General features: G+C 71.2%; 8 protein-coding genes and 2 pseudogenes. 5 read left to right on the forward strand and 5 right to left on the reverse strand.

Going from position 1 to position 11,748, the window contains the following annotated elements:
- Positions 1–350, forward strand: a pseudogene (locus RH94_RS42820) (hydantoinase B/oxoprolinase family protein); the annotation flags it as partial.
- Positions 331–936: a GTP-binding protein gene (locus RH94_RS09140; RefSeq protein ID WP_073947128.1), complete on the forward strand. Its 606-nt coding sequence runs from the start codon at positions 331–333 to the stop codon at positions 934–936. The pseudogene RH94_RS42820 and the gene RH94_RS09140, both read left to right, overlap by 20 nt.
- A 93-nt stretch (positions 937–1,029) precedes the next feature.
- On the opposite strand, the gene glpK is transcribed toward RH94_RS09140, so the two are convergent.
- On the reverse strand, positions 1,030–2,550 hold the full coding sequence (gene glpK, locus RH94_RS09145) for a glycerol kinase GlpK (protein ID WP_073947129.1): 1,521 nt from the start codon (positions 2,548–2,550) through the stop codon (positions 1,030–1,032).
- 245 nt (positions 2,551–2,795) lie between these two features.
- On the opposite strand from glpK, the gene RH94_RS09150 reads away from it, so the two are divergent.
- Positions 2,796–3,332, forward strand: a complete 537-nt coding sequence (locus RH94_RS09150) for an NUDIX domain-containing protein (RefSeq protein WP_073947130.1) — start codon at positions 2,796–2,798, stop codon at positions 3,330–3,332.
- Positions 3,333–3,334: 2 nt separating this feature from the next.
- Here the strand turns inward: RH94_RS09150 and RH94_RS42825 are convergent.
- The coding region (locus RH94_RS42825; protein ID WP_234425639.1) for a glycoside hydrolase family 31 protein at positions 3,335–4,394 on the reverse strand (1,060 nt) is incomplete at its 5' end.
- A 1-nt stretch (position 4,395) separates the two neighbouring features.
- Positions 4,396–5,698, reverse strand: a pseudogene (locus RH94_RS42830) (TIM-barrel domain-containing protein); the annotation flags it as partial.
- A 214-nt stretch (positions 5,699–5,912) separates the two neighbouring features.
- On the opposite strand from RH94_RS42830, the gene RH94_RS09160 reads away from it, so the two are divergent.
- Both RH94_RS09160 and RH94_RS09165 read left to right on the forward strand, forming a co-directional pair.
- Entirely contained in the window at positions 5,913–7,880 is a 1,968-nt protein-coding gene (locus tag RH94_RS09160) for an acetoacetate--CoA ligase (RefSeq protein WP_073947132.1), read from the forward strand.
- A gap of 132 nt (positions 7,881–8,012) precedes the next feature.
- Complete coding sequence (locus RH94_RS09165; protein ID WP_073947133.1) at positions 8,013–8,906, forward strand: hypothetical protein; 894 nt, start codon at positions 8,013–8,015, stop codon at positions 8,904–8,906.
- 69 nt (positions 8,907–8,975) lie between these two features.
- Here the strand turns inward: RH94_RS09165 and ptsP are convergent, their stop codons facing one another.
- Positions 8,976–10,646, reverse strand: a complete 1,671-nt coding sequence (ptsP, locus tag RH94_RS09170; protein WP_073947134.1) for a phosphoenolpyruvate--protein phosphotransferase — start codon at positions 10,644–10,646, stop codon at positions 8,976–8,978.
- Positions 10,647–10,729: 83 nt separating this feature from the next.
- Positions 10,730–11,179 (reverse strand): PTS sugar transporter subunit IIA, encoded by a 450-nt coding sequence (locus RH94_RS09175; RefSeq protein WP_073947135.1) that lies wholly within the window; start codon positions 11,177–11,179, stop codon positions 10,730–10,732.
- Positions 11,180–11,748: the final 569 nt, after the last annotated feature.

The following is an 11,748-nucleotide window of genomic DNA, read 5'->3' on the forward strand; positions in this document are numbered from 1 at the left end:
GGCTGGAGGAGTTCGCGGTCCGCCACGGCAGCGGCGGCGCCGGCCGGTGGCGCGGCGGAGACGGCGCGGTACGCCGGATCCGCTTCCTCCAGGCCATGACCGTCTCCACGCTCTGCCAGCACCGCAGGGTCCCGCCCTACGGCATGGCGGGCGGCGCGCCCGGCGCGCTGGGCTCGGGCCGGGTGGAGCGCGCGGACGGCACGGTCGTCGAACTCGGCGGAAGTGACTCGGCGGACGTCGCCCCCGGCGACGTACTCGTCGTCGAAACCCCAGGCGGCGGAGGGTACGGTCCACCGCCGCCCGAACCCCATCGAGCAGGAGAAGAGATCGATGATCTTCGGCCGTTCTGAGCGCGGCAAGCCCCCGGTCGAGCCCGTCACGCTCAAGATCCTGGTGGCCGGCGGCTTCGGCGTGGGCAAGACGACCCTCGTCGGCGCGGTCAGCGAGATCAGGCCGCTGCGCACCGAGGAACTGCTCACCGAGGCCGGGCGGCCGGTCGACGACCTCAGCGGCGTGGAGGGCAAGCACACCACCACCGTGGCCATGGACTTCGGCCGCATCACGCTGCGCGAGGACCTGGTGCTGTACCTCTTCGGGACGCCGGGGCAGGAGCGGTTCTGGTTCATGTGGGACGAGCTGGCCGAGGGGGCGCTCGGCGCGGTCGTACTGGCCGACACCCGGCGCCTGGAGGACTGCTTCGCCGCCGTCGACTACTTCGAGCGGCGCTCCATCCCCTTCCTCGTCGGCGTCAACTGCTTCGAGGGCGCGGCCCGCCATCCCGAAGAGGCCGTCCGCCGGGCCCTCGACCTCGACGACGACGTCCCGCTGCTGCTGTGCGACGCCCGCGACCGCGAGTCGGTCAAGGAGGTCCTCATCGGGGTCGTCCAGCACGCGATGGCACACGTCGCGGACCGCCGGCAGTCCGTCACCACCTGACGTCACGCGCCGGTCCGTGCCCCACCGACCGGGACACGGGCCGCGCGCCCACGGCACGCGCGCGTGGCGCACGACGGGCACGCGTGCGTGAGGCTAGTCCTCGCCGTCCTCCAGCCAGCCGAAACTCCTCTCCACGGCCTTGCGCCAGTTGCGGTACTCGCGCTCACGGACCGACGCCTCCATGGACGGCGTCCACTCGGCGTCCTTCTGCCAGTGCGACTTCAGCTCGTCGAGGTCGTTCCACACACCGGTGGCGAGCCCGGCCGCGTAGGCGGCTCCCAGGCAGGTGGTCTCGGAGATCCTGGGGCGGATCACCGGTACGTCGAGCACGTCCGCCTGGTGCTGCATGAGCAGGTTGTTCTTCGTCATGCCGCCGTCGACCTTCAGGGTCGTCAGCCGCACCCCGGAGTCCTGGTACATCGCGTCCACGACCTCGCGCGTCTGCCAGCTGGTCGCCTCCAGCACCGCCCGCGCGAGATGCGCCTTCGTGACGTACCGGGTCAGGCCGGTGACCACCCCGCGCGCGTCCGAACGCCAATACGGTGCGAACAGGCCGGAGAACGCGGGCACGATGTACGCGCCGCCGTTGTCCTCGACGCTCGCCGCCAGTGGCTCGATCTCGTCCGCCGCACGGATGATGCCGAGCTGGTCGCGGAACCACTGCACCAGCGCGCCCGTGATGGCGATGGCGCCCTCCAGACAGTAGACCGGCGCCTCGTCGCCGATCTTGTAGCCCATGGTGGTGAGCAGGCCGCTCTTCGACGGCACGGGCCGGTTGCCGGTGTTGAGCAGCAAGAAGCTGCCGGTGCCGTACGTGTTCTTGGCGTCGCCCACGTCGTAGCAGGCCTGCCCGAACACGGCCGCCTGCTGGTCGCCCAGGGCGGATGCCACCGGCACGCCGGCGGGCGGGCCGACGGCGGTTCCGTACACCTCGGAGGAGGACTTGATCTCCGGCAGCATCGCCTCGGGGATGTTCATGGCGGACAGGATGGACTGGTCCCACTGGAGGGTCTGCAGGTTCATCAGCATGGTGCGGCCGGCGTTGGTGACGTCGGTGACGTGCCGGCCGCCGTCGGTACCGCCGGTGAGGTTCCAGATGAGCCAGGAGTCGATCGTGCCGAAGGCGATCTCGCCGCGCTCGGCGCGGTCGCGCAGGCCGGGTACGTTGTCCAGCAGCCAGGCCGCCTTGGGACCGGAGAAGTAGCTGGCGAGCGGCAGCCCGGTCTGCTCGCGGAAACGGTCCTGCCCGTCGGAGCCGCCGAGCTCGTTGCACAGCGCCGCGGTGCGGGTGTCCTGCCAGACGATCGCGTTGTGCACCGGCTTGCCCGTGGCGCGGTCCCACAGGACCGTCGTTTCGCGCTGGTTGGTGATGCCGAGCGCGCTGAGCTGGTTGGCGCGCAGTCCCGCCTTGGCGATCGCGCCCGAGACCACAGCCAGCACCTTCGACCAGATTTCGGTGGCGTCGTGCTCCACCCAGCCCGGTTTGGGGAAGATCTGGCGGTGCTCGCGCTGGTCGACGGCGACGATGGAGCCGCTGTGGTCGAAGATGATGCAGCGGCTGGAGGTGGTGCCCTGGTCGATTGCGGCCACGTACTTCTCGGCGTTGTCCGTCATGGCTACCCCTTGGGGAGTGGAGAAGCGGCCGAGGGTCGGGACATGCCATCCCCCGTGCCCTCACTGGTATCAGTTTGTCCCACATTGGCATGGAACAGTGCGAGACGAACGACAGGTGGCCCCACGCAGGAGGAGGCCACGGCGGCACGCCGTCACGCCCGTCGGGCGACCACTGGGCCGAATCGCGGAGCGACTGACAGAAGACGCCCTTCTTCCGGACGGATGCTGTCCGCTACAGTCCGCGCGTGTCCGAAAAACAACGCTCGACTGGCAACTCCGCAGTGCACTCGTACTGTTCAAGCTGCGGAGCGGCCTACGGAGAGGGCATCTCCGGCTGGCCGCGCACCTGTCCGGCCTGCGACACCGTGGCCTACCGCAACCCGCTGCCGGTCGCGGTGGCCCTCCAGCCCGTGTACGACACCAAGGGCACCGCTCTGGTCGTCATCACGCGCACCATCGCACCCGCGCGCGGGGGCACGGCCCTGCCGGGCGGCTACATCGACGACCGTGAGGACTGGCGCCAGGCCGTCGTCCGCGAGCTCAGGGAGGAGACCGGCATCGACGCGGCCGCCCGTGACGTGCGGCTCGCCGACGCGATGAGCTCGCCCGACGGCCACCTGCTGCTCTTCGGGCTGCTGCCGGAACGTTCCGTCGAGAGCCTGCCGCGGTCCAGCGCCACCGACGAGACGGAGGGCTGGCACCTGCTGCGCAGGCCCACCGAGCTCGCCTTCCCGCTGCACACGCTGGCCGTCCGCGCCTGGTTCGAAGGCCGGTACCTCTGACTTCAGCCCTCGGCCGGCCCCCGTACGCGCAGCGGGTGGAGCGGCTCGCCCACGCCGTCCTCCCGTTCGAGCTCGACGACCACCCGCCCGCCTCGCAGGCGGGTGGTGTAGCGCTCGATCCCCGGCTCCTCCCAGCCGTCGCCCGCGTCCGGCACCACCAGCCCGCCCCCGGTACGTCCCCGGGCGGGCGCCCACACTTCCAGCTCAAGACCGCCGCCCTCACCCCGCACGGGGATCACCGCACCCGCGCGCGCGAACACCGGAACCCGCGCAAGGGGCGCGTCGACCAGCACCTGCCCCGGCCCCTCGTACGCCCGTTGCGTCGCCGTGTCGTACCAGCGGCCCCGCGGCAGCCGCACCGCCCGCCGGTCCGCGCCGGGCTCGAGCACAGGCGCCACCAGCAGGCTGTCGCCGAGCAGGAAGGCGTCCTCGCAGTCCCGCAGGGCGCGGTCCTCCGGCGCGCCCCACCACAGCGGCCGCACGTACGGCGCCCCCGTACGCCGCGCCAGGTGCGCCAGCGTCACGAAGTACGGCAGCAGACGACGGCGCTCGACGAGTGCCACGCGCGCGTGCTGAAGGACCTCCGGACCGAACTCCCACGGCTCCCGGCGCCCCGCCCACAGGCTTGAGTGCGTCCGGAACAGCGGCAGGTACGACCCCAGCTGGAACCAGCGCACGTACAACTCAGGTGAGGGACCGCCGTCGAACCCGCCCACGTCCGGGCCGGAGTACGGCACTCCGCACAGGCCCAGCCCCAGGACCAGCGACAGCGACGCCCGCAACCCCGGCCAGCCGGTCGCCACATCCCCCGACCAGGTGCCGCCGTAGCGCTGCAGCCCGGCCCACCCCGAGCGCGAGAAGACGAACGGACGCTCCTCGGGCCGCAGGGCGCGCAGCCCCTCGTAGCCGGCCCTGGCCATGCACAGCGCGTACACGTTGTGCGCCTCACGGTGGTCGCCGCCCCGGCCCTCCAGGGCATGCAGGGCAGACCGGGGCAGGGTCGTCTCACCGAAGGCGGCGAACGACGTCGGCTCGTTCATGTCGTGCCAGAAACCGGCGAACNGGGCCAGCCGCTCCCGGTACAGCCCGCCCCACCACTGCCGCACACGCGCGTGCGTGAAGTCCGGGAAGACCGCTTCCCCGGGCCACACGAGACCCCGTACGACGCTGCCCGAAGCCTCCCGCACGAAGGCGTCCCCGGCCGTTCCCTCGTCGTACACGGCGTTGCCCGGTGCCGCCTTCACCGCGGGGTCGACGATGGACACCAGCCGGACCCCGCTCCGCCGCACCTCCTCGGCGAGCGCCCGCAGTTTCGGGAAGCGGTCCTGGTCCACGGTGAACACCTGGTGCGCGTCGTAGTGGTCGATGTCCAGGTGCACCGCGTCCAGCGGCAGACCGCGCTCGTGGTAGCCCGCGACGACCCGCCGCACCTCCTGCTCACTGCCGAAGCCCCACCGCGCGTGGTGGTGACCGAGAGCCCACGCGGGCGGCAGCGCGGCCGCCCCGGTGAGCGAGGACCAGGTCTGTGCCACGCGCGCGGGGGTGCCGACGATCACCCAGCAGCGCAGCGGACCACCGGCCATCCTCAGCTCGCTCGTCCCGGCCCGGTCGTGGCCCGAGCCGGAACCCTCCTCGCCCTCCCGCAGCGCGACCGTGCCGTCCCAGGAGTTGTCGTGGAACACCAGATGCGTCCCCGCGTCGGCCACGACCAGCTGGACCGGCATGGTGATGTACAACGGGTCGTCACCGGGCCCGAAGGCGCGGCCGGGATCGGTGTTCCACAGGCGGTAGGCGCCGTCACGCAGCCGCGGCCCCGAAGCCCGGCCGCCCAGACCGAAGAACCGCGCGTCGGCCGCCACCTCGGACCGCTGCGACCAGCGCGCGGGGCCCCCACCCACCGGCTCCCACCACCGGGGCGGCAAATCACGGCGCAGCGGCACACCCCCCGGCGTGCGCACCTCGACCGCGCCGTGCCGCGACACGGCGACGGTGACCCGCTCGGCCACGACCCGCCATCCACCGTCCTTGTCCGGCTCCAGCACCGCGCGCGGGTCCGGGTCCGGACAACGGCCGGCGAGCGCGTACGACGGCTCGGGCCCGGCCCCGTCCCAGCCCCAGAAGACGGCACCGTTCACGGCGACGACGATGCGCAGCTCCGAGCGGCCGAAGCGCACCACGCCACCCCCGGGCCCGGGCTCCGCGTCCCGCACCGCACCGGGCACCCGCGCGCGTTCGGGCCCCCGCGGCGGCAGGTCCCTGGCGTCGGCGCGCCGCCTGCGCCAAGCGGCCCGTACGGTCCGCGGCCCCCGGGCCGCCCCCGCCGAACCGACCACCTTCACCCAACGCACCAGGTCACGACCGTCCATGCCGTTCAGCCTGCCATTCACAGCCGCCCGCAGGCTCCTCGTTCAACTGCCGTTCACCCGTGCCAAGACCACATCTTCACTACGCGGACTATGTGCGGTGCGCCCTGGTGCAGAAGTCGATCACATGGCATCGTCCGTGGCAGCCGCGTCACGCGCACACCCCAGCACGTGCGCGGACCGACGCACACGACGCGCACAGCCCGGGAGCAGCCCCATGTCGACCGTGAACCCCCTGCCGCTCTGGCAGCCCGATCCGCAGCGGATCGCCCAGGCACAGATCACGAAGTTCCAGGCCTGGGCGGCCGAGCACCACGGAGCCCCGGCCGAGGGCGGCTACGCGGCACTGCACCGCTGGTCCGTCGACGAACTGGACACCTTCTGGAAAGCCGTGACGGAGTGGTTCGACGTACGGTTCACCACGCCCTACGCGCGCGTGCTGGGCGACCGCTCGATGCCCGGCGCCCAGTGGTTCCCGGGCGCGACCCTGAACTACGCCGAGCACGCCCTGCGCGCGGCCGCCACCCGCGCCGACGAACCCGCCCTGCTGTACGTCGACGAGACCCACGAACCGTGCCCGGTGACCTGGGCCGAGCTGCGCCGCCAGGTGGGTTCCCTGGCCGCCGAACTGCGCGCCCTGGGTGTACGCCCGGGAGACCGGGTCAGCGGCTACCTGCCGAACATCCCCCAGGCCGTCGTCGCCCTCCTCGCCACGGCCGCCGTGGGCGCCGTCTGGACGTCCTGCGCCCCCGACTTCGGCGCCCGCAGCGTCCTCGACCGCTTCCAGCAGGTGGAACCGGTCGTCCTGTTCACTGTCGACGGCTACCGCTACGGCGGCAAGGAGCACGACCGCCGCGACACCGTCGCCGAGCTGCGCCGCGAACTGCCCACCCTGCGCGCGGTCGTCCACATCCCGCTGCTGGGTACCGACGCCCCCGAAGGCGCCCTGGACTGGGCCGGCCTGACCTCCGCCGACACGGACCCCGTCTTCGAACAGGTGCCCTTCGACCATCCCCTGTGGGTGCTGTACTCCTCCGGCACCACCGGCCTGCCCAAGGCCATCGTGCAGTCCCAGGGCGGCATCCTGGTCGAGCACCTCAAACAACTCGGCCTGCACTGCGACCTCGGTCCCCTGGACCGCTTCTTCTGGTACACGTCGACCGGCTGGATGATGTGGAACTTCCTCGTCTCCGGCCTGCTGACCGGCACGACGATCATCCTGTACGACGGCAGCCCCGGATTTCCCGACACGGGCGCCCAGTGGCGGGTCGCCGAACGCACCGGAGCCACCCTGTTCGGCACCTCCGCCGCGTATGTGATGGCCTGCCGCAAGGCGGGAGTGCACCCCTCCCGGGACTTCGACCTGTCCCGGGTGCGGTGCGTCGCGACGACCGGATCGCCGCTGCCGCCGGACGGGTTCCGCTGGCTGCACGACGAGGTCCGCGACGACCTGTGGATCGCTTCCGTCAGCGGCGGCACGGACGTATGTTCCTGCTTCGCGGGAGCCGTACCGACCCTCCCGGTCCACATCGGCGAGCTCCAGGCCCCCTGCCTCGGCACCGACCTGCAGTCGTGGGACCCCAGTGGCGCACCGCTGGTCGACGAGGTCGGTGAGCTCGTGGTCACCAACCCCATGCCGTCGATGCCGACCCGCTTCTGGAACGACCCCGACGGCAGCCGCTACCACGACAGCTACTTCGCCATGTACCCCGGGGTATGGCGCCACGGCGACTGGATCACGCTGACCTCCCGCGGCTCGGTGATCATCCACGGCCGCTCCGACTCCACGCTCAACCGCCAGGGCGTGCGGATGGGGTCCGCCGACATCTACGAAGCCGTCGAACGCCTTCCCGAGATCAAGGAGTCCCTGGTCATCGGCATCGAACAGCCCGACGGCGGCTACTGGATGCCCCTCTTCGTGCACCTGGCCCCCGGAGCCGTCCTCGACGACGCACTGCTGGGACGCGTCAAGCAGACCATCCGCGAACAGCTCTCCCCGCGGCACATCCCCGACGAGATCATCGAGGTGCCCGGCATCCCGCACACCCTCACCGGCAAGCGCATCGAGGTCCCGGTCAAGCGCCTCCTGCAGGGCACACCGCTGGAAAAGGCGGTCAACCCCGGTTCGGTCGACGACCTCGACCTGCTGCGCTTCTACGAGGACCTGGCCCGCAAGCGCGCCTGAGCGGCCACGGCAACCCGGCGCAGGGGATCTCGGACTTCGCCGAGTACGGCGGTGAAGTCCGAGGCCACCCCGTTGTCAGTGCCCCCGGTTACTGTGAGTGAGCATTGATCGACTGCGCACACAGGGGGAAACATGGCGCACACCGACCACCGAACCATGCGACACGTCCTGCGCCGGGAAATCGCCGGCACCATCGGCCTGCTCACCGACGAACAGGACTTCCGCGCCATGCGGCGCTACCGCAGCTTCACCTTCGACGACCACACCACCTACCTGCGACAGGTCGAGACACTCCTCAAGACCGTCGCCGAGCAGGGAGGCCACACCACGGTCGCCCTCTTCGACCCCGAGGAATACGCCGAATACTGCGCGGAAACCGGCCTCGACCCCGACATCCCGTCCAGCCGCACCCGCTACACCGCCGAACTCGCCACCACAGGCCCCACACTTCCCTACGACGGACGGCCCCTCGCCGAACTCGTCCCCGACCTCGTCGACGAGGCCGTACGCCAGGCGACCTGGGAGTACGCCTCCACCCTCCTCGCCCGCCTCGGTCCCTGCGCCAGTTGCGGCGAGAACATCGGCCGCGCCGCCTTCGCCCGCGCCGCGGACCTCCTCCTCCGCATCCTCGGCACGGCCCCGCCGGGCAACCGGCACCTGGTGTGCAGCGTCACCGGCACGCCCGAGACCCTGGTCGCCGTCCTCCACGCCGACGACGAGGACGCCGACGCCGCACACCTCGACGAGGCCGAAGCCCTGGAATTCACCACGGTCCTCGCTCTCGGCATCGCCACCGGCAGCCCCGGCGGACTCGTCATGCGCACCACCGCCCCCGGCACCGCCGACCGCGTCTACGGCTGGCGCCTGCGCGCCGACGGGCTCGACCCCCTCACCGCGGGCGAGGTCTTCGACGCCTACTGCACCGACATCGAATCCGGCGACCTGATCTCCCCGGAATCCGGTGTCGACTACAGCGAGCCGCCCGACCTCGGAGAGGAGGGGCCTGCCTTGCGGCACCGTCACTGAACGCCCGAGGGGCGCCCCACCCGCAAGTGGAGCGCCCCTCGCAAGCCGCAGGCGAACAGTGCGGCTGCGTCACTCGCCGGAAAGCACCGCCTGAGCCGCGTTGCGTGCCTCCTCGGCGGTGTCCGCGGCCCGTGCCGCGGCCGCCGCACGCTCGCACTGAGCCAACGTGTACTTCGCCAGCGTCGCCCGTACATAAGGAAGCGACGCCGCACCCATGGACAGGGAGGTGACGCCCAGACCCGTCAGCACACAGGCCAGCAGCGGATCGGAGGCGGCCTCACCGCAGACACCGCAGCTCTTTTCCTCGGCCTTCGCCGCCTCGGCGGCCATCGCGACCAGGTCCAGCAGCGCGGGCTGCCACGGGTCCTGCAGCCGGGACACCGCACCCACCTGCCGGTCGGCCGCGAAGGCGTACTGCGCGAGGTCATTGGTACCCAGCGACAGGAACTCGACCTCCTGCAGTACCGAACGGGCCCGCAGCGCGGCGGACGGGATCTCCACCATCGCACCGAACTTCGCCCGCAACCCCGCCGCACGGCACGCGTCCGCGAACGCCTTGGCATCCGTCCGGTCCGCCACCATCGGGGCCATCACCTCGAGGTGGACCGGCAGGCCCTCGGCCGCCTTGGCGAGCGCGGACAGCTGGGTGCGCAGCACCTCCGGGTGGTCGAGCAGCGTCCGCAGGCCCCGCACACCGAGAGCGGGGTTCGGCTCGTCGGCCGGTGTCAGGAAGTCCAGCGGTTTGTCCGCACCCGCGTCCAGCACGCGGACGACCACACGGCCCTCCGGGAAGGCCTCCAGGACCTGCCGGTAGGCCTCGACCTGCTTCTCCTCGGACGGCGCGTTCTTGTTGTCGTCCAGGAACAGGAACTCGGTCCGGAACAGCCCGACGCCCTCGGCACCGGCCTCCACCGCCGCCGCCACGTCCGCGGGGCCGCCAATGTTCGCGAGGAGCGGCACCTTGTGACCGTCGGAGGTGGCACCCGGACCGGTCGAGGCGGCCAGCGCGGCCTTGCGCTCGGCGGCCGCGGCCTCCAACTGCGCCTTCTTCTCGTCACCGGGATTCACGAAGATCTCGCCGGTGCTTCCGTCCACGGCGATCACCGTGCCCTCGGCCAGCTCGACGGCACCGGGCAGCGCCACCACGGCCGGCACACCCAGCGCCCGCGCCAGAATCGCGCTGTGGCTGGTCGGCCCGCCCTCCTCGGTGACGAAGCCGAGGACGAGAGTCGGGTCCAGCAGCGCCGTGTCCGCCGGCGCCAGGTCACGGGCGACCAGGACATACGGCTCGTCGCTGTCCGGCACGCCCGGCATCGGTACGCCGAGCAGACGAGCGACGATACGGTTCCGCACATCGTCCAGGTCGGCCACCCGGCCCGCGAGGTACTCACCCGCACCGGCCAGCAGGTCCCGGTAGGCGCCGAACGCGTCGTACACCGCGCGCTCGGCCGTACTGCCGACGGCGATACGCCGCTCGACATCAGCGATCAGCTCCGGGTCCCGCGCCATCATGGCCTGCGCCTCGAGCACGGCCTGGGCCTCGCCCCCCGCCAGATTGCCGCGCGCCATGAGGTCGGCCGCCACGGCCTCCACGGCCTGACGGGCGCGCCCCTGCTCACGCTCCGCCTCGTCCGCCGGGATCTGCTTGGCAGGCGGCTCCAGCACCGCCGTCCCCATGTGCCGAACCTCGCCGATCGCCACTCCGTGGCTCACACCGACGCCTCGCAGCGTTGTCTCCATCTCACCTGTCTCCGATAGTGCGGCGGGNGGCCCTGCCGCCGTGATGGTTGTTCTGTATGCCGTCCATTAAGGAGGCAGCGGTGTCACTTCCAGGTGAAGAGACTGTCGCCCGCCTTCACATCGCCGTCGTCGCGAAGATCGGAGAGGGAGTCCGAGGTCGCCTCCAGGGCCACGACCGGACACACGGGGGACTTGCCGGTGGCTTCGACGGCGGCGGGGTTCCAGCGCACCACGGCCTGGCCGCGCGTCACCGTGTCGCCCTTGCTCACCAGCAGCTCGAAGCCTTCGCCGTTGAGCTGCACGGTGTCGATGCCGAGGTGGGTGAGCACCCCGTGCCCCTGCTCGTCGACGACGACGAACGCGTGCGGGTGCAGCGAGACGATGACTCCGTCCACGGGGGCCACGGCGTCGACGGGCTCGCGTACGGGATCGATCGCCATGCCTGGGCCGACCATGGCCCCGGAGAAGACCGGATCCGGTACTGCCGCCAGTCCGATGGCGCGCCCTGCGAGCGGGGACGTCACGGTGGTCATGGGAAGCCTCCCAGGGGTGGGGATTCATGTGTGCCGTCACAGCACTGCCTGTCCCGGACGGCGCGGTGTGCAGCAGGGTATGCCACGGTGGTCTAGACCACCAAACCAATCGATTTGCACCTGCCGCGAGGCCCATGTAAAGTCGTACCCCTGCTCGGGGATGAGTGGCGCGACTGCGTGTCCATGTCCGGCAGCACCCAACTTGTCAGATCCTATCTCGGGATCGCCTTCTGCATGTCCGCAGGACGGTGGTCGGAGAGACCGGAAAACCCTGATAGAGTTTGGATCACCGAAGGGAAGCGCCCGGAGGAAAGCCCGCGAGGGTGAGTACGAAGGAAGCGACCGTTCCTTGAGAACTCAACAGCGTGCCAAAAATCAACGCCAGATATGTTGATACCCCGTCTCCGGCCGTCACGGCCGGGGCGAGGTTCCTTTGAAAAAAACACAGCGAGGACGCTGTGAACCGAGGGGGACTATTCCTCCCCTCCGGTTCCGCTCCCGTGTGTGGCACCGGATCACCGGTAGACATTCACGGAGAGTTTGATCCTGGCTCAGGACGAACGCTGGCG

Source organism: Streptomyces kebangsaanensis (genome assembly GCF_001906585.1).
Classification (GTDB): Bacteria; Actinomycetota; Actinomycetes; order Streptomycetales; family Streptomycetaceae; genus Streptomyces; species Streptomyces kebangsaanensis.